The 19,015-nt window shown below is 68.8% G+C and carries 15 protein-coding genes; 6 read left to right on the top strand and 9 right to left on the bottom strand.

The window, feature by feature from the left end:
- Nucleotides 1-177 precede the first annotated feature (177 nt).
- Together LXE91_RS03760 and LXE91_RS03755 are read left to right on the top strand one after the other, a co-directional pair.
- A complete protein-coding gene (locus LXE91_RS03760) occupies nt 178-429 on the top strand; it encodes a hypothetical protein (RefSeq protein ID WP_039346426.1) in 252 nt (83 codons plus the stop codon).
- A 1,311-nt stretch (nt 430-1,740) separates the two neighbouring features.
- Nucleotides 1,741-5,313 (top strand): indolepyruvate ferredoxin oxidoreductase family protein, encoded by a 3,573-nt coding sequence (locus LXE91_RS03755; protein WP_039346423.1) that lies wholly within the window; start codon nt 1,741-1,743, stop codon nt 5,311-5,313.
- Nucleotides 5,314-5,402: 89 nt separating this feature from the next.
- Here the strand turns inward: LXE91_RS03755 and LXE91_RS03750 are convergent, their stop codons facing one another.
- The gene (locus LXE91_RS03750; RefSeq protein ID WP_039346420.1) at nt 5,403-7,070 is read right to left on the bottom strand and encodes a Na+/H+ antiporter; all 1,668 of its coding nucleotides are present in this window, start codon (nt 7,068-7,070) and stop codon (nt 5,403-5,405) included.
- A 297-nt stretch (nt 7,071-7,367) separates the two neighbouring features.
- Here LXE91_RS03750 and LXE91_RS03745 point away from each other — a divergent pair, with 297 nt between their 5' ends.
- The 4 genes from LXE91_RS03745 (at nt 7,368) to LXE91_RS03730 (ending at nt 10,415) form a co-directional block, all read left to right on the top strand.
- The gene (locus LXE91_RS03745; RefSeq protein WP_039346416.1) at nt 7,368-8,654 is read left to right on the top strand and encodes a sensor domain-containing phosphodiesterase; all 1,287 of its coding nucleotides are present in this window, start codon (nt 7,368-7,370) and stop codon (nt 8,652-8,654) included.
- A 156-nt stretch (nt 8,655-8,810) separates the two neighbouring features.
- A complete protein-coding gene (locus tag LXE91_RS03740) occupies nt 8,811-9,194 on the top strand; it encodes a hypothetical protein (protein WP_039346413.1) in 384 nt (127 codons plus the stop codon).
- Nucleotides 9,191-9,595 (top strand): hypothetical protein, encoded by a 405-nt coding sequence (locus LXE91_RS03735; protein WP_039346410.1) that lies wholly within the window; start codon nt 9,191-9,193, stop codon nt 9,593-9,595. Before LXE91_RS03740 ends, LXE91_RS03735 begins: the two co-directional genes overlap by 4 nt.
- 94 nt (nt 9,596-9,689) lie before the next feature.
- Nucleotides 9,690-10,415, top strand: coding sequence for a copper homeostasis protein CutC (locus LXE91_RS03730; RefSeq protein WP_039346407.1), 726 nt, complete (start codon nt 9,690-9,692; stop codon nt 10,413-10,415).
- Nucleotides 10,416-10,620: 205 nt separating this feature from the next.
- On the opposite strand, the gene bioB is transcribed toward LXE91_RS03730, so the two are convergent.
- The 8 genes from bioB to can all read right to left on the bottom strand — a co-directional run bounded on the left by bioB (nt 10,621) and on the right by can (nt 18,995).
- Nucleotides 10,621-11,643 carry a biotin synthase BioB gene (gene bioB, locus LXE91_RS03725; protein ID WP_039346404.1) on the bottom strand — a complete coding sequence of 341 codons (1,023 nt, stop codon included), beginning with the start codon at nt 11,641-11,643 and terminating at the stop codon, nt 10,621-10,623.
- Nucleotides 11,644-11,697: 54 nt separating this feature from the next.
- Nucleotides 11,698-12,417, bottom strand: a complete 720-nt coding sequence (gene bioD, locus LXE91_RS03720; protein ID WP_039346400.1) for a dethiobiotin synthase — start codon at nt 12,415-12,417, stop codon at nt 11,698-11,700.
- Nucleotides 12,414-13,772: an 8-amino-7-oxononanoate synthase gene (gene bioF / locus LXE91_RS03715; RefSeq protein WP_046196289.1), complete on the bottom strand. Its 1,359-nt coding sequence runs from the start codon at nt 13,770-13,772 to the stop codon at nt 12,414-12,416. The genes bioD and bioF overlap by 4 nt, the downstream gene beginning before the upstream one ends.
- A complete protein-coding gene (bioA, locus tag LXE91_RS03710; RefSeq protein WP_039346397.1) occupies nt 13,769-15,115 on the bottom strand; it encodes an adenosylmethionine--8-amino-7-oxononanoate transaminase in 1,347 nt (448 codons plus the stop codon). Before bioA ends, bioF begins: the two co-directional genes overlap by 4 nt.
- 465 nt (nt 15,116-15,580) lie before the next feature.
- Nucleotides 15,581-16,855 carry a dienelactone hydrolase family protein gene (locus LXE91_RS03705; RefSeq protein WP_039346393.1) on the bottom strand — a complete coding sequence of 425 codons (1,275 nt, stop codon included), beginning with the start codon at nt 16,853-16,855 and terminating at the stop codon, nt 15,581-15,583.
- A 106-nt stretch (nt 16,856-16,961) separates the two neighbouring features.
- The gene (locus tag LXE91_RS03700) at nt 16,962-17,399 is read right to left on the bottom strand and encodes a YchJ family protein (protein ID WP_039346391.1); all 438 of its coding nucleotides are present in this window, start codon (nt 17,397-17,399) and stop codon (nt 16,962-16,964) included.
- A gap of 39 nt (nt 17,400-17,438) precedes the next feature.
- Complete coding sequence (locus LXE91_RS03695; RefSeq protein ID WP_039346388.1) at nt 17,439-18,116, bottom strand: SDR family oxidoreductase; 678 nt, start codon at nt 18,114-18,116, stop codon at nt 17,439-17,441.
- A 111-nt stretch (nt 18,117-18,227) separates the two neighbouring features.
- A complete protein-coding gene (gene can, locus LXE91_RS03690; protein WP_039346539.1) occupies nt 18,228-18,995 on the bottom strand; it encodes a carbonate dehydratase in 768 nt (255 codons plus the stop codon).
- Between the last annotated feature and the right edge of the window lie 20 nt (nt 18,996-19,015).

Genomic DNA, 19,015 nt, shown 5'->3' with positions numbered 1-19,015 from the left:
CGTCGAGCGATCGGTTGTGGATATCCTCACGCCGAAACGACTCGGCGCCCTGTGCATTTCACAGGTGAGGGTCACCGGATGATACGGAATGCATGGAGCGGGTTGTGGACAACTCGCCCTCGCAACGACGCGAAATGCTGTGGAATTCAACGGTGAGGGGCGGCGCCCGATCGGACGATGCGCCTGTCCTGGCGCGGCTTTCCGGTCTTTGCGCGGTTCGAAGCGTCGCGCATTCTAGCCGAACGCGCGCATGTGTGCGCCGAGCCGCGCGTGCGCCGCGAAGTGGCTATCCGGTTCCGGAACCTCCCCCGGAAGGCCGTGCATTTTAACGGTGAGCGCGAGCGCGTGGTCTGCAATGCGCAGATTTCGCTGCGCATCGCCGCGTTCGCAAGCGACTCGAAACGCTGCGCGATGCAGCGGCGAGCATGAATACGCGATCGGTGGTCGGCGCGGCAAGACACGATCGTTCGGCGAGCGGTTCCGTCCGACGCGGCGTGCACGTCCGGTTCGGACGCGAGCGTGCTAGCGGGGGCAACGCGAGCCCCCGTGTGGATATCCGGTCACCGAAACGACTCGCGGCACTGTGCATTTCGACGGTGAGCGTCAGTACTCGATCGGTCGGTGAGCCGCTTCCAGCATGGATTTCCCGCCGGTCGCACTCTCCGCTGTACGCATCCGTTGTCGCATCGGAGGATGCGCATGCATGTGGATATCCTGCGTCCCGGACCACTCGGAGCGCTGTGGTTCTCAACGGTGAGGGTGCCCGCGTGGCTGGTCGGCAATGCCGGATCGGGCGTGGATAACCGCTGTCGCAGACACTCGAAGCCCTGTGTCTTTCAATGGTGAGTGTGAGCCCGCGATTGTGCAGCATGCGCGTTCCGCCGTACATGTCCGGCCGATAAACCCGCTCAACCCGCTCAACCCGCTCAACCCGCTCGCGTCCCGGCGTGTTTCAACGGTGAAGGCAGGCCAGCGATTGCGCAGCATGCGGGTTCCGGCGTGCCTGTTCGGCCGATAAGCCCGCTCCCGACCCATTGCATTTCCATGGTGAGCGGGAGCCCGCGATTGGCAGCATGCGGGTCCCAGTGTGCCCGTCCGGCCGACAAACCCACTCGCGCCCCCGAGCATTCGAACGCTGAGGCGAACTGCCGATCGATGCAATACACCCTCGCCGATGTGGATATCCGCCGTTGAAACTCACTCGCCGCGCTGTGAATTTCAGTGGTGAGCGTCGAGGCAAGCGCCATATTCATGCCGACAACGATGTGGACATCCCGGCCCCCACGCCACTCGAAATTCTGTGCAATCGAACGGTGAGCGCGCGAGCCCGGTCGGCCAAGGGGTGAGGCGTTGTGGACATCCCGAGCCACCGACCAATCGCAATGCTGTGCATTTCAATGGTGAGAGTCACCGCCACGAGGCGCTGAAACCCTTGTCACACGGGGCGCGAGCATCACCCGCCACCTACCCGGGCCACCGTCGGACCGCCACGCGTTTCCCCGGCAAACGACCCGCCCGCTCCGACACGTCGCCGATCTCGCCCGACCGCCGTGCGCGAAAACTCTCTCAAATCCCGGCAAAAAGCTGCGCGGTCTTTCTCACAGACGGCCCGCCCGAGCAAGATGAGAAAAAACATTCTCGGCTGCGCGCGAAAAAATAGAGCCATTCGCAGCCGCCAGTCACGCGTCGCCCGACGCCCTGCCGAGCCGCCCAGAACAGCACAATCCGGAGACATCCCCCATGACTGCCCGCCTGCCCGTCGACGGCACGCCTGCCCTGTCCGACTACCGCCTGACCGACAACCTGACCGCGACGCGCGGCCGGATCTTCCTGACCGGCACGCAGGCGCTGGTTCGCCTGCTGCTGATGCAGCGCACGGTCGACGCCGAACAGGGGCTCAACACGGCCGGCTTCGTCAGCGGCTATCGCGGCTCGCCGCTCGGCATGGTCGACCAGCAGCTGTGGAAGGCGAAGAAACTGCTCGACGCCGGCGGCGTGCGCTTCCTGCCCGCGATCAACGAGGAACTCGGCGGCACGGCCGTACTCGGCACGCAGCGGGTCGAGGCCGATCCCGAGCGCACGGTCGAGGGCGTGTATGCGATGTGGTACGGCAAGGGCCCGGGCGTCGATCGCGCCGGCGATGCGCTGAAGCACGGCAACGCGTACGGCTCGTCGCCGCATGGCGGCGTGCTCGTCGTCGCGGGCGACGACCACGGCTGCGTGTCGTCGTCGATGCCGCACCAGAGCGACTTCGCGATGATCGCGTGGCACATGCCGGTCGTGAACCCGGCGAACATCGCCGACATGCTCGAATTCGGCCTGTACGGCTGGGCGCTGTCGCGCTACTCGGGCGCGTGGGTCGGTTTCAAGGCGATCTCCGAAACGGTCGAATCGGGCTCGACCGTCGACCTCGACGCGTTGCAGACGCAGTGGCCCGCACCGGAAGGCTTCACGCCGCCGACGGGCGGCCTGCACAACCGCTGGCCGGACCTGCCGAGCCTCACGATCGAGGCGCGCCTCGCCGCGAAGCTCGACGCGGTGCGCCATTTCGCACGCACCAACAGCATCGACAAGTGGATCGCGCCGAGCGCGCAGGCGAACGTCGGCATCGTGACCTGCGGCAAGGCGCACCTCGACCTGATGGAAGCGCTGCGCCGCCTCGACCTGACGGTGGCCGATCTCGACGCGGCCGGCGTGCGGATCTACAAGATCGGCCTGTCGTACCCGCTCGAAATGACGCGCGTCGAAACCTTCGTCGACGGGCTCGCCGAAGTGCTCGTGATCGAGGAGAAGGGCCCCGTCATCGAGCAGCAGATCAAGGACTATCTGTACAACCGCACGGAAGGCGCGCGTCCGCGCGTGCTCGGCAAGCACGACGCCGTCGGCGGCTGCCTGCTGTCGGAGCTCGGCGAGCTGCGTCCGTCGCGCATCCTGCCGGTGTTCGCCGACTGGCTCGCGCGCCACAAGCCGGCGCTCGACCGCCGCGAGCGCGTGGTCGACCTCGTCGCGCCGCAGATCCTGTCGAACGAGGCGGACGCGGTGAAGCGCACGCCGTACTTCTGCTCGGGCTGCCCGCACAACACGTCGACGAAGGTGCCGGAAGGCTCGATCGCGCAGGCCGGCATCGGCTGCCACTTCATGGCGTCGTGGATGGAGCGCGACACCACTGGCCTGATCCAGATGGGTGGCGAAGGCGTCGACTGGGCCGCGCACGCGATGTTCACGAACACGAAGCACGTGTTCCAGAACCTCGGCGACGGCACCTACTTCCACTCGGGCATCCTCGCGATCCGCCAGGCGGTCGCCGCGAAAGCGAACATCACGTACAAGATCCTCTACAACGACGCGGTCGCGATGACGGGCGGCCAGCCGGTCGACGGCAGCATTTCGGTGCCGCAGATCGCGCGGCAGGTCGAGGCGGAGGGCGTGTCGCGCTTCGTGGTCGTGTCCGACGAGCCGGAGAAGTACGACGGTCATCACGGCCAGTTCCCGCCGGGCACGACGTTCCATCACCGCAGCGAACTCGACACCGTGCAGCGCGAGCTGCGCGAGACGCCGGGCGTCACCGTGCTGATCTACGACCAGACCTGCGCGGCCGAGAAGCGCCGCCGCCGCAAGAAGGGCGAATTCCCCGACCCGGACAAGCGCCTGTTCATCAACGACGCCGTGTGCGAAGGCTGCGGCGATTGCGGCGTGCAGTCGAACTGCCTGTCGGTCGAGCCGCTCGAAACGCCGCTCGGTCGCAAGCGCCGCATCGACCAGTCGTCGTGCAACAAGGATTATTCGTGCGTGAACGGCTTCTGCCCGAGCTTCGTGACGGTCGAAGGCGCGGCGCTGAAGAAGGCCGCCGGCGCTGCATTCGACGAAGCCGCGCTCGCCGCGCGCGTCGACGCGCTGCCGGTGCCGGCCACGCATCTCGACGCGGCGCCGTTCGACATGCTCGTGACGGGCGTCGGCGGCACGGGCGTCGTGACGGTCGGCGCGCTGATCAGCATGGCCGCGCACCTCGAAGGCAAGAGCGCGTCGGTGCTCGACTTCATGGGCTTCGCGCAGAAGGGCGGCTCGGTGCTGTCGTTCGTGCGGATCGCATCGAGCGACCGATGGCTAAACCAGGTGCGCATCGATACGCAGCAGGCGGACGTGCTGCTCGCGTGCGACATGGTCGTCGGCGCGAGCGCCGAGGCGCTGCAGACGGTGCGTCACGAGCGTTCGCGGATCGTCGTCAACACGCACCGGATCCCGAATGCGTCGTTCGTGCAGAACCCCGACGCGAACCTGCACGCGGATGCGCTGCTCGAGAAGATGCGCCACGCGGCCGGCGACGGCTACCTGTCGAGCTGCGACGCGCAGGCGCTCGCCGCGAAGTTCCTCGGCGATTCGATCGGCGCGAACATCCTGATGCTCGGCTATGCATGGCAGCTCGGCCTCGTGCCGGTGTCGCTCGCGGCGATGATGCGCGCGATCGAGCTGAACAACGTCGCGGTGCCGATGAACAAGCTCGCGTTCTCGATCGGCCGGATGGCGGCCGGCGACGCGGCGGGCCTCGATGCGTTGTGGAACGCGCGTCACACGGTGGCCGCGCATGCCGCGCCGGAGACGCTCGCCGAGCTGATCGCCGATCGCGAAGCGCGTCTCGATGCTTACGGTGGCGCACGCTATGTCGAGCGCTATCGTGCGCTCGTGAGCGCGGCACGTGCGAAGGGCGACGACGCGCTGACGCGCGCGGTCGCGACGACGTTCTACCGGCTGCTCGCGGTGAAGGACGAATACGAAGTCGCGCGGCTGTACACGGACGATGCGTTCCGCACGGCGCTCGAAGCGCAATTCGAAGGCGTGCCGGGGCAGGCGTATCGCGTGAAGTTCAACCTGGCGCCGCCGACCGTCGCGAAGGCCGGCCGCGACGGCAGCGCACCGAAGAAGCGCGTGTTCGGCCCGTGGATGTGGCCGGTGTTCGGCATGCTGGCGCGCGTGCGCAGCCTGCGCGGCACGTGGCTCGATCCGTTCGGCCGCACCGTCGAGCGCAGGATGGAGCGTGCGCTCGCCGACGACTACGAGACGACGCTCGCGCGTGCGCTCGCGGCAACGACCGCCGGCAATGCGGCGCAGGTCACGCAACTGGCCGACCTGCACGCACGCGTGCGCGGCTTCGGTCACGTGAAGGTGCGCAACCTGGCCGGCGTGAAGCGCGCGGAGCGCGAGCTCGCACTGCAGCTCGGCATCGAAGCGGCGACGAGCGCGGCCGTGCAGCACGCGCTCGACGAGATGAAGGGGGCGGGGATGCTGAAGGGGATTCCGGTCGTCGTCGCGAAGTAACGCGAACGCGGGCGGATGTGAAAACGGCGACGCTCGAGCGTCGCCGTTTTTTATTGGGCAGCCGCCGCGTTCAGGCAGCCGCCGAGCCTTTAGACAAGGCCTTTCTTGCGCGTCGACAGCGCGGTTTCCGACAGGTCGATCTCGCGGAGCAGCTTCGTCAGCGTCTCGTCGGAAATCTTGCTCTCGCTGCGCAGCCGATACAGCGCGGAGCGTTCCGCGCGCACGGCGGCGATCCGCATCTGCAGTTCCATCGTTTCGGCCTGCTTCGCTTCCGCGCGCGGCGTGGGGCCGTCGTCGGCGAGCGTCGCGAGGCGGCGGCGGTACTGGTCCATCACGCGCGCGGAGATATCCGCGCAGCGTGCGGCGCCCGATTCGTCGAGATCGACCGAGATCGCGTCGTGCGACGAATCGATCGCGCGGATCGCGGCCTGCGCGGCGGCCGCGCGCGCGGCGCGTTCCTCGTCGCCGAGCGGGCTGCGCGACGAACGCACGCCGCGCAGCAGCAGCGGCAGGCCGATCACCGCGACGACGAGCGAGCCGAGGATCACGGCCGACGCGACGAAGATCGCCGTATCGCGGCCCGGCAGCGGCACGCCGTCGGACAGCGCGACCGGAATCGACAGCACGCCGGCGAGCGTGACCGCGCCGCGCACGCCGCCGACCGTCATCACCGCGATCGTGCGCACGCCGGCCATCGTGCCCGCGAGGCCGTGGCGCGCGGCGCGACGGCTCGCGAACCAGCGCAGCAGCCAGACCCACAGGAAGCGGATCGCATACAGCGCGAGCATCATCGCGCAGACGTTGAAGATCATCCGGCCGACGAGCGCGTCGCTCGTGTGGTGCGCGTCGACGAGCGTGCGGCCGATGATGTGCGGCAGCTGCAGCCCGAGCATGATGAACACCATGCCGTTGAACACGAACTCGATCATCGCCCACGTGCTTTCGGCACGCACGCGCGACGCGACGGTGCTTTTACGCGAGAAGCTCGTGTAGTTCATCATCATCCCGGCCGACACGGCCGCCAGCACGCCCGACAGGTCGAGGTGCTCGGCGAACAGGTAGGCCGCGAACGGCACGAGCAGCGTCATCACGATGCCGGGGGCCGGATCGCCTTCCTGCTCGGCGTTCAGGAAGCGGGTCGACAGCGCGCTGAACGCCCACGACACGATCGCGCCCGTCGCAAGCCCGCCGGCCGCGACGATCACGAACGTGACCGATGCGTCGCGCAGCGAGAACATGCCCGTCAGTGCGGCGGCGATCGCGAATTTCAGCGCGACGAGGCCCGACGCGTCGTTCATCAGCGCCTCGCCTTCGAGGATGTGCATCAGCTGCGGCGGAATGCGACCCTTGCCGGCGATCCCGGACAGCGCGACCGCGTCGGTTGGCGACAGCACGGCCGCGAGCGCGAACGCGATCGGCAGCGGCAACTCGGGTATCAGCCAGTGCGCGAAGTAGCCCACTGCGAGTACCGTCATGAACACGAGCCCGAATGCGAGCATCAGGATCGCGCGGCGCTGCAGGTACAGCTCGCGCTTCGGAATCCGCCAGCCGTCCGCGAACAGCAGCGGCGGAATGAACAGCAGCATGAAGATTTCGGGATCGAACGTGACGTGCAGGTTCAGCTTCGGCCACGCGAGCATCGCGCCGAACGCGATCTGCATCAGTGGCAACGGCAGTTGGAACGGCAGGATGCGTGTGACGGCGCCGGACAGCGCGACGGTCAGCAGCAGGATCAGGACTGTGAAGACGATTTCCATCGATACGGCGAATACGGGGAATGAAACGATCGTACGGAGTGTAGCCTGCTGGCGTAACGGCTGCGTTCAAGCGGCCGGTGCGCGCGCACGAAAATGGTGCGCGCGACCTGCGCCGGGATGGTGCGGCAGGCCGGCGCGAGGCGCACGGCGCAAGGGTTGTCGGCGCCTTGCACGGAGCTTGCTTGATATGGGGCAGCCGCCCGGCGTCGACCGGGCAACCGAGGGTCCAACCAAGACAATGCACGCGCCGCTCGCTGTGTCGGGCGCCGCGTTCGAAGGCAATACCAGGAGGAACGCATGACGATCGTGCAACAGGAGCGTCCGGCCGCCGCGTCGCCGTACCGGTTCGAGCGGGAGGTGAGTTCCGGCTTCGAACGTCTGGCGACGCAGCACCGCGACATGACGCTGACGACCGTATTCCAGCCGATTTTCAGCCTGTCGCACCAGCGTGCGGTGGGTTACGAGGCGCTGCTGCGCGCGCACGATGCGCTCGATCGCGCCGTGTCGCCGCTCGACGTGTTCGGCGAAGCCGCGCGCCAGGGCGAGCTGCTGCAGCTCGACCGGCTCGCGCAGGCGCTGCATCTCGAGAACTTCGCGCTGCTCGGCGCCGAGCGCGAGTGGCTGTTCCTCAACGTGCATCCGGGTGTGCTCACCGACCCGTTCCAGGCGGCCGCGCTGCTCGCGAACCTGAAGCGGCTCGGCATGCCGCCGCGCCGCGTCGTGCTCGAAGTGCTCGAACAGCGCGCGGAAGACGTCGAGCGGCTCGCCGAGGCCGTGCGCGAATTCCGCACGCACGGTTTCCTGATCGCGCTCGACGATTTCGGCGCGGGTCACTCGAACCTCGAGCGGATCTGGCAACTGAACCCGGACATCGTGAAGCTCGACCGGATCATGCTGTCGCACGCGGCGCACCGCACGGGGCTCACCGCGATCCTGCACGGGCTCGTGACGCTGCTGCACGAGGCCGGCAAGCTGGTGCTCGTCGAGGGCATCGAGACCGAGCACGAGGCGCAGATCGCGCTGTCGTGCGAGGCCGATTTCGTGCAGGGCTACTATTTCGGCCGGCCGGCGCCGGGGCTGCCGGACAGCGCGGCCGCGACGGGCTGCATCGGCGAGCTGACCGAGCGCTTCCGGCAGCAGACCGACGCGCGCGAGCGGCGCGATGCGCAGCGGCTCGCGCCGTACCTGCGCGCGTTCGAACGTGCGGCCGAGCGTCTCGCGGCCGGCGAGCCGCTCGACGAGGTGTGCTGGAACTTCCTCGCGCTCGACGCGGCCGCGCGCTGCTTCCTGCTCGACGCGCACGGCCGCCAGTCGGGCCGCAACGTCGTGCTGCGCGCCGACCGCGCACTTGCCGAGGCACGCTTCTCGCCGCTGGCCGACGCGCAGGGCGCGAACTGGCTGCGCCGGCCGTATTTCCGCTCGGCGATCGCCGAGCCGGGGCGCGTGCAGGTCACGCGGCCTTACCTGTCGATCAACGAGGCGCAGCCGTGCGTGACGCTGTCGGTGGCCGTGCGCATCGGCGACGCGCAGCGCGTGCTGTGCGGCGATATCGACTGGCGCGACGACGAAGCGGACGCCGGCTAGCGCCGCGCGCACCGGCGCCGGCGGATGGGGCGAGCGGAACGGGGCGGCCGTTGCGTTCGCGTTGCGCTTCCCCGACAATGGCCCGACCGCGGCCATCGTGACCGCGAGCGCGCCGTCCCGGGGGCCACCATGGCGGCGAATAACAAGGAAAACACAATGAAAAGACCGATTTCGCTGACCATTCTCGCGTGGATCATCATCGTGACCAACGCGATCACGTGCGTCTATACGCCATTCACGATCGGCATGCCGACCACCCAGGCGCTGCTGTCGCACTACCTGCTGCCCGTCTGGGCGACGCTCGGCATCAGCGTGATCCTCGAAGCCGTGAACGTCGCGATCGGCATCGCGATCCTCAAGGGCCGCGAATGGTCGCGCAAGGCCTATATCGCGACGGCCGTGCTCGGCTTCGCGTTCTCGTTCGTCAACATGCCGGCGTCGATGTATGCGGTGCTGATTCCCGGCGTCCTGCTGTTCGCGCTGTTCGTCTACCTGCTGTTCCGGCGTCCCGCGACCGCGTATTTCCAGGCGAACGCATGAGTTTCGCGCGCAATGCGCTCGCGATCATGCTGTTCACGATCGCGGGCATGTGCGTGATCACCGCGCAGATGATGGCGTTCATGAAAGTCGGCCACGCGGGCGCGACCGTCGTATTCGTCGCCGTGCTGTTCGCGGTGTCGGCCCTGTTGCTCGCTGCGGGCGCGTTTGCCGGCGCATTCCGGCCGCGTGCGCGCGGCGCGGGCATCGTGTTGCTCGTCGCGGCCGCGACCACCGCGCTCGGGATGGTGGGCTGGGGGATGCTCGTGCTCACACCGGCGATCGTCGACGTGATGCAGCAGCAGGGCGCGTACTTCAACGCGCGCATGTTCCGCTTCGTGCCCGGCACCGCGGTGACCGGCTTGTCCGCGCTCGTCGGCGTGTGGCTCGTGCGGCGCGGTTGACTGCGTCGTTCACGGCGCCGCGGCCGGCACACTGGCGTCCGTCACGCGGCTCGGCTAGGATGCGCGAATTGTCCAGACGAATCGCGGGCCGCCCATGAACCGAAACGCCGCCTCCTCCGTTCTCCTCGAAGTGATCGCCACGACCGTCGGCGATGCGAAGGCCGCCGCCCGCGCGGGCGCCGACCGCCTCGAACTCGTGACCGCGATCACCGAAGGCGGGCTGACGCCGAGCGTCGGCCTGATCGAAGCCGTCGTGGCCGCCGTGCCGATCCCCGTCAACGTGATCGTGCGACCGCACAGCCGGTCGTTCGTCTATGACGCCGACGATCTCCGCGTGATCGAACGCGACGTGCGTGCAGCCGTCGCGGCCGGTGCGAACGGCGTCGTGTTCGGCGCGCTCGACGCACGCGGCGACGTCGATCTCGACGCACTGGCGCGCATCGCGGCCGCAGCGGACGGTCGCGCACTGACCTTCCACCGCGCGTTCGACGTCTCGCGCGATCTCAACGCCGCATTCGACGCGCTGCTGCGCGTGCCGTCCGTCACGTCGGTGCTGACGTCGGGCGGCCATCCGTCGGTGCTCGACGCGGTCGCGACGATCACGCGGCTGGTGCGGCAGGCGGCAGGCTCGACCTGCACGGTGCTGGCCGGCTCGGGGCTCACGGTCGATGCGGTCGGCGATTTCGTCCGCGCGACCGGCGTGCGCGCGGTGCATTTCGGTTCGGGCGTGCGGCCGCGCGGGGAGGTGCTGGCGCCGGTCGATCAATCACTCGTCGAGCGCGTGCGCGCGGCGATCGACGGCGCGGCGGCACACGTGTGACGCACACGGCGCACGGTAGCGGCCGCTACCGTGCGCGTCGATACGACACACAGATACGCCGGCGGGAAGCGGGGGCCACATGACGGGCGAGTCACCTGCTACGCGGGACGGCGCGCGAGGCTTTCCGGTGCAGACGATCGGATGAAAAAAGCCGGGACGTATCCCGGCTTTTTCATGTGGCGAACGAACTCGCCGTGCGTGCCGCTTACGCGTTCGCCGTCATCGCGTCCGCATCGCTCGAACGGATGCCGAGGCGTTCGAACAGCGCGCGGTCCTTCTGCGACTGCGGGTTGCTCGTCGTCAGCAGCTGGTCGCCGTAGAACATCGAGTTCGCGCCGGCGAGGAAGCACATCGCCTGCAGGCCGTCGTCGAGCTGCTCGCGGCCGGCCGACAGGCGCACCACGGCCTTCGGCATCGTGATCCGCGCCACCGCGATCGTGCGCACGAATTCGAACGGGTCGAGCGGCGCGGTGCCTTCGAGCGGCGTGCCTTCGATTGCGACGAGATTGTTGATCGGCACCGAATCCGGATACGGGTTCAGGTTCGCGAGCTGCGAGATCAGCCCCGCGCGTTCGCGGCGCGATTCGCCCATCCCGATGATGCCGCCGCAGCATACGTTGATGCCCGCGTCACGCACGCGGTCGAGCGTGTCGAGGCGATCCTGGTAGGTGCGCGTCGAGATCACCTGGCCGTAGAACTCCGGCGACGTGTCGAGGTTGTGGTTGTAGTAGTCGAGGCCCGCGCTCGCGAGCTCCTGCGCCTGCTCGTCTTCCAGCATGCCGAGCGTCATGCAGGTCTCGAGGCCGAGTTCCTTCACGCCGCGCACCATCTCGGTCAGCGCCGGCATGTGGCGCTCCTTCGGGTTGCGCCACGCGGCGCCCATGCAGAAGCGGCTCGCGCCGTTCGCCTTCGCCGCGCGCGCGGCGTCGAGCACCGCGTCGACGTCCATCAGCTTCTCGGCCTTCAGGCCCGTGTCGTGGTGCGACGACTGCGAGCAGTAGCCGCAATCTTCCTCGCAGCCGCCCGTCTTGATCGACAGCAGCGTCGACAGCTGCACCGCATTCGCGTCGAAGTGCTCGCGGTGCACCTGCTGCGCGCGGAAGATCAGGTCGTTGAACGGCAGCTCGAACAGCGCGACGACGTCGGCGACGCGCCAGCGCTGCGAGACCGGAGCGGCCACGGGAATCGCGTCGGGTTGCACGGTGGTGGCAGTCTGGGCTTGGGTCATATCGTTTTCCTGTCCTGGTCGGGGATGAGGGATCGGGGATCTGTTTCGGTTGGGTCAATGCTGCGCGGCGCGCAGCGTCTCGACGAGCGCGGCGATGTCGAGCATCGCCGCGGCGGATTCGGGATCGGCCGGGCTCATGTGCGGAATGCGGCCGAGCAGCGGCGCGCCGTGCTCGCGCGCGAGCCAGTCGCGCATCGTTGCAATGTTCTCGTCGGGGAACGACATCGCCGGGTCGACGTGGTTCGCGACCCAGCCGGCGAGCGTGAGGCCGCGCGCGGCGATCGCGTCGGCGGTCAGCAGCGCGTGGTTGATGCAGCCGAGCCGCACGCCGACCACGAGCACGACCGGCACGCCGAGCGCGACCGCCAGATCGGCCATGTCCTGCGTGTCGTTCATCGGCACGCGGAAGCCGCCGGCGCCTTCGACGACGACGATCTCCGCGCGCGTCAGCGCTTCGCGATGGCAGGCGACGATCGTGTCGATGTCGAGCGTCACGCCTTCCTGCGCGGCGACGATATGCGGCGCGGCCGGTGCCTTCAGCAGGAACGGCGTGCGCAGCTCGGGCGGCAGCACGACGTTCGCGGCCGCGTCGAGCTGGTCGGCATCCTCGTTGCACCACACGCCGTCGCGTTCATACGCGCCTGCCGCGACGGGTTTCAGCGCGGCTGCGCGCAGGCCATGCCGCGCGAAGGCGTGCAGCATCGCGGCCGATACGAAGGTCTTGCCGATTTCGGTGTCGGTGCCGGTAACGAACAGCGAGAGCGGGGCGGTCATGCCGCAGTCTCCCGCCGGGCCGCCCCAAGGGAGGCTGCGGCCCCCTCGGGGGGCAGCGAACGAAGTGAGCGTGGGGGCTGTTCTGCCTCCCGCCGGGCCGCCCCAAGGGAGGCTGCAGCCCCCTCGGGGGGCAGCGAACGAAGTGAGCGTGGGGGCTGTTCCGTCTCCTGCACGGCCTGCGCCTCGCTGGCTTCGATCAGCGCGGCTTCCAGCCGCGCGAGATCGTCGAACGAATGCGCGGCCGACAGCGACACGCGCAGCCGCGACGTGCCGACGGGCACCGTCGGCGGCCGGATCGCGGGCACCCACAGGCCATGCGCGTCGAGCGCGCGCATCGCCGTGAGCGTTGCGTCGTTGCTGCCGATCACGAGCGGCTGCACGGCCGTGTGCGAATCGACCGGCTGCCAGCGCGTGTTGCGCAGCAGCGCGCGCGTGCGCTCGATCAGCGCGGCGAGATGCGCGCGTCGCGCGTCGCCTTCGTCGCCCGCGATCACCTTCAGGCTGGCCGATACCGCGTGCGCGACGGACGGCGGCGCGGCCGTCGTGAAGATGTAGCTGCGCGCGCGCTGGATCATCCATTCGATCACGGTCTCGTGCGCGATCACGAACGCGCCCGCGACGCCGGCGGCCTTGCCGAGCGTGCCGACGTACACGAGATGCGGCGAGCGCAGCGCGGCGGCCGCGAGCGCGCCGCGGCCCTGCGGGCCGAGCACGCCGAAGCCGTGCGCATCGTCGACGACGAGCCACGCGCCGTGGCGTTCGGCCAGCGCGACGAGCTCGGCGAGCGGCGCGATGTCACCGTCCATGCTGAACACCGTGTCGCTGACGATCAGCTTCGTTTCGGCATCCGATGCGTCGAGCAACGCGGCGAGCGCGGCCGTGTCGGCATGCGGATAGACCTGCACGTTCGCGCGCGACAGCCGCATGCCGTCGATCAGCGACGCGTGGTTCAGCGCGTCGGAGAAGATCGTCGCGCCCTTGGCCGTCAGCGCTGTCATCGCGGCGAGGTTCGCCATGTAGCCGGTGCTGAAGTACAGCGCGCGCGGCGCGTCGGAGAAGCCGCCCGAGAAGGCGGCGAGTTCGTCTTCGAGCGTCGCATGCGCACGCGAATGGCCGCCGAGCAGGTGCGAGCCGCCGCTGCCGGAGCCGTAGCGCTGCGCGCCTTCGGCGAACGCGGCGACGAGCGCCGGATGCGCGGCGAGGCCGAGATAGTCGTTGCTCGCGAAGCCGACGATCTCACGGCCGTCGACGGTCATGCGCGCATCGCACGCGGTGTCGGCGGTGCGGCGCACGCGGCGCAGCCCTTGCGCGTCGAGCTCGGCGAGGCCGCGTTGCAGGGTATCGAGCAGGCTCATCGGACGAGACCCTCCAGCGTCGCATCGAGCGTGTCGCGCGTGCTTTGCGCGAGCCACGCGATGTCGTCGTCGCTCATCACGTACGGTGGCATCAGATACACGGTCGTGCCGATCGGGCGCAGCAGCAGCTCGCGTTCCAGCGCGCGTTCGAAGAAGCGTCGCGAGAAGCCGCGCGCCGCGTCGCCGTCGAGCGCGACGTCGAACGCGAACAGCGTGCCGCGCTCGCGCAGGTGGCGTACCTGCGGGTGGGCGTCGAGCGGCGCGAGCGCTGCGCGCAGCGTCGCCGACTTGCGGGCATTGGCCGCGAGCACGTCGTCGCGCTCGAACAGGTCGAGCGTCGCGACCGCCGCGCGGCACGCGAGCGGGTTGCCGGTGTACGAATGCGAGTGCAGGAAGCCGCGCGTCGTGTCGTCGTCGTAGAACGCGGCGAACACGTCGTCGCGCGTGAGCACGAGCGACAGCGGCAGGTAGCCGCCGCTGATGCCCTTCGACAGGCACAGGAAATCGGGCCAGACGCCGGCCTGCTCGCATGCGAAGAAGGTGCCGGTGCGGCCGCAGCCGACCGCGATCTCGTCGGCGATCAGGTGCACGCCGAATTCGTCGCACAGCGCGCGCAGGCCGCGCACGTATGACGGATCGTGCATCGCCATGCCGGCTGCGCACTGTACGAGCGGCTCGACGATCAGCGCGGCGATCCGGTCGCCGCGTTCGACGAACAGGCGCCGCACGTCGGCCAGCGCACGGCCCGCGACGTCGGCGGCCGTTTCGCCCGGCAGCGCGCCGCGTGCGTCGGGTGACGCGACGACGTGTGCATGGCGGATCAGCGGGTCGTACGCGTCCTTGAACAGCGCGACGTCGGTCACGCCGAGCGCGCCGATCGTCTCGCCGTGATAGCTGTTCGCTACACAGACGAATTCCTGCTTGTTCGCGCGGCCGCGGTTGCGCCACGCGTGGAAGCTCATCTTCAGCGCGATCTCGACCGCCGACGCGCCGTCCGACGCGAAGAACGCATGGCCGAGCGTGCGCGCGGTGAGCGCGTGCAGCCGCTCCGCGAGCTCGATCGCGGGCTCGTGCGTGCAGCCGGCGAGCATCGCGTGCTCGAGCGTGTCGAGCTGGTCCTTCAGCGCCGCGTTGATGTCCGGGTTCGCATGGCCGAACAGGTTGACCCACCACGAGCTGATCGCATCGAAGTAGCGGCGGCCGTCACGGTCGTACAACCACAGGCCCGCGCCGCGTGCGACGGGGATGAGCGGCAGGCGCTCGTGATGCTTCATCTGGGTGCAGGGATGCCAGACCGCGCGCAGGCTGCGCGCGACCCAGTCGTCGGTGGCTGGCGTACTCAAGGCGACTCCGGGGGATAAAACGGCTGCGCGGCATCGTCGGGATGCCGCGCGGCGGGACACGAAACGCGCTGAGATTAGCGTGTTCCGCGACCCGTTGCACTACCGGTTACAAACGCCGCAAAGCCTTGCCCGGCGGGAGTTCGGCGCAGATCGGGGCGGCTCGGGACGGTACGGTTCAGATGTCCCGAAATGACCGCAGATGACGACGTTCGAGTGAGCCCCCCCAACCGAAAAAATCGTGGGCCGCGGGCGGCGGCGGGGTGAAGAAATCAGGGCGCGAAGGGGAATCGATGGCGCGTCATGATGTGGCCCCACGTGATCGGAACACGCTCGACGGTGAGCGGTGACAAGAGACATTCGGGCGCAGGGTTGCGAGACGGCGCATTCACGCTGGCACGCGTGGGGTGCCGCATGGGCGACGAAAGGAGGGGGGAAACGAAAAACGGCGGCGACGGCCGCCGTTCGTCAACGCGAAGCCAGCGCCGGCGTGCCGGTGTCGCGTGCGTTGCTGTCGTCGCTGTCGGCCGTCTGCGTCGCGTTGTTCCACACGACCCGGTCGTTGACCGCATACAGCCTGCACGAACCTGCGCCCTGCTTCGCGCAGTTGTCGAGCGCGAGCGCCATCGGATCGTCGCCGCCTTCGGCCCACGACCACGCGCCTTCCGACGACACCGCGAATGCGCGGCTCGGATGCTGGTTCAGGAAGCGCCGATAGCCTTCGCGGCCGGCTTCGTCGACATACGGCACCGCGTTGACCGAGTCGATCGACGCATAGCCGCTGGCCTTCGGCTCGTGCGGGTTCGCGACCGCGTAGCGCACCGAGGTCGGCAGGTTCAACTGCGCGAGGAACGCGTTGACCGCCGGCCACCATACGGGCACGCCGTCGCGATCGACGATCAGGCGGTGCGCGTCGTCCTTGTAACGGCCGAAATCGATGAACTGGGCCTGCGTGCCGTGCGAAACGTACGCGCCGTGCATCTGCGCGACGAGCCCGGGCGTCCACACCGAATCGTTGTCGCCGTACAGCCACAGCGACCGCACGGCCGTGTGTGCGCCGTACTGGTCGAACGCGTCGACGAGGTTCTTCTGCCAGCCGTCGCAGAGATCCTGGCGCAGCCCGCCGGAGAAGTTGATGATGCCGCGCACGCCCGGTGCGGCTTCGGTGCCGTACGCGACCGATACGAGGCCGCCGTGCGACGTGCCGGCGACGACGATGCGCGACGCATCGACGTACGACTGGTGGGACATGTAGCGCACCGTCGCGTCGACGTCGGCCGCCTGCGCGAGGCCGTTCTTGCCGACGTTGCAGCCTTCCTGCTGGTACGTGCCGTCCGAGCCCGCGAAGCCCTGGCGGTTCGGCGCGACCACCGCATAGCCGCGGCGCACGAATTCGCGCGCGAACGCGAGCGGCCGGCTGCGCGGCTGCAGATGGAGATCGCCGGTGTTCTTGCCGTGATTGAAGACGACGAGCGGGAACGGGCCCGGGCCGTTCGGCTTGAAGAGCGTGGCTTCGAGCGTGACGGTGCCCGATGCGTCGGCCGGAATGCGCAGGATCTGTTCGTTCAGGTCGGCGGCGACCTGCGGCAGGTTCGAATCGCTGTAGTCGAAGCGTTCGGCGTGGGCGAGCGACCCGCTGGCGCCGGCACCCGTCCCTGAATCTGCGCTCGACAGCGTACCGGCCTGAGCGGCCGACAGCGCACAGGCCGCCATCCATCCCACCAATACCTTGCTGAACGCCATTCGTAAGCCCTGCCATGCAACATGACCAATTCGAGGTCATCGTAGCCGGACAAAATGGGGTTGTGCAATGCGGGAATTACCCGGCGTCTGACACAGCAACTATTTGTCAACGTTCACTTACTTCGCCGTCGACATAGCGCCAGAATCCCTGTTCGTCGCGCTCGAAACGGCTCGTCTCGTGGAGCCGGTAAGCGCGTCCGCCGACCTTGTAGCGCGCCACGAACTCGACCTCCGCGTGCCGCTCGTCGAGCGGCGCGTGGCGTTTGACCGCGAGCCCGAGCCAGCGCGGCGCGTCCGGTGCGTCGGGGTCGGTGTCGAGATCGGCCGGGCAGGTGCGCGCGGCCCAGGTCGCGCGCAGGTAGTCGGTCGCGCCGAGCACGTACGCGCTGTACCGCGAGCGCATCAACTCGAGCGCGGTCGGCGCGGCTTGGCCGCCGTCGATGAAGCGGCCGCAGCAGGCCGCATAGCGGGGCGCCGGCGCTTTGCCGGCGGGAGCGGGGGACGCGCCGCCGCACGGGCACGCGTCAGGTCGGTTCAAAATCATGCGAAACGGGAATTAACGACGCCAGGTTGTGATGCTGGCTCACCAGCTGAGCTCGACGCCGTCGTACTGGAAGAAGCGGCCGTTTGCCTGCGACACGTCCGCGCCGGATTCGGCGATCACGCGGCGCATGCCGGTCACACTGGTTTCCGGGTCGATCGCGGCCTGCGCGCCGCCCATGTCGGTGCGCACCCAGCCGGGATGGAGCGAAATGCACGCGGCGTGGCGCGTCTGCAGCGACGCGATGCGCAGCGCGTCGTTCAGCGCGGCCTTGCTCGCGCGGTACAGCCAGCCGGTCGTGCCGGTCGCCTCGGCGATGCTGCCCATCCGGCTCGACACGACGGCCAGCACGCCGCGCGCGTCTTCGACGAGCGGCAGCACGATCGGCAGCAACTGCATCGGCCCGCGCACGTTCGTATGCATCACCGCGTCGAAATCCTCGGCGGTGACCGTCTCGACCCCCTCGGTGCGCGGCCCGTACACACCCGACACCAGCACGGCCGCATCGAGCCGCTCGCCGTCGAGCTTCCAGCCGAGCGCCGCGATCTGCTCGGGCTGCGTGATGTCGAGCGCATGCGCGTGCGCGCCGAGCGCGCGCAGCGCGTCGAGCGACGCGTCGTCGCGCGCGGTGGCGATCACGTTCCAGCCGTCGCGCCGGTATTGGCGGACGAATTCACGGCCGAGGCCGCGCGATGCACCGACGATCAATGCGGTTTTCATGCCCGTCGCTCCTTTGCTTGGCGCCGCCGTGGCGGCAGCGCCGGTGTCAGATCCGTTCGATGGGTGGCACGGCGGTACGCCTGCGCGGTGTCCGCCGCGCGGGCCGCTGCGTTACTTCGCGTCGTCGCACGGCTTCAGCGTGGCGGCGACAGCCTGCGCGACGCCTTCGAGCCGCGCGGCGTCCGCCGCGATCATGTCGTTGTCCGGTGCATGCTCGCCGCCGGCGACGAGTGCGGCCACGCAGCGCTTGTAGGTCTCGTCGAGCGCGTCGAAGCTCGACACGGCCATCCCGAGGTTGCGCATCCGGCCGTCGTGCACGCCATACACGAGCCCGTGCACGGTAAGCGACTGGCCGCGCGCCCACGCGTCGTTGACGATCGTCGTGCGGCACACGTTGACGACCTGCTCGATCGCGTTCAACTCGATCAGGCGACGATAGCGCGCTTCGCCCACCGGCCATGCGTCGAGCAGCGCCGTGTGGCGTTCGCGCACGTCCTGCACGTGATGCAGCCAGTTGTCGGCGAGGCCGACGCGGCGGTTGAGCAGGGCGGCATTCACGCCCGAGCAGCCGTAGTGGCCGACGACCATGATGTGCTTCACGCGCAGGATATCGACCGCGAACTGGATCACCGACAGGCAGTTCAGGTCGCTGTGCACGACCACGTTCGCGATATTGCGGTGGACGAACACTTCGCCCGGCGGCAGGCCGATGATCTCGTTCGCGGGCACGCGCGAATCCGAGCAGCCGATCCACAGATATTCCGGCGCCTGCTGGTGGGCGAGACGCGCGAAGAATTGCGGGTCGTCCTCGAGCTTGTGCTTGACCCAGGCGTCGTTGTTGTCGAACAGGTGTGAAAGCGGATTGTCTTGGGGGTTCATCGGTGTGGATTCCGTTGGCG

The organism is Burkholderia contaminans, assembly GCF_029633825.1.
GTDB classification, from domain to species: Bacteria; Pseudomonadota; Gammaproteobacteria; order Burkholderiales; family Burkholderiaceae; genus Burkholderia; species Burkholderia contaminans.
Note: the sequence above shows the minus strand (reverse complement) of the source record. Positions and strands in the feature narration are given on the sequence as shown.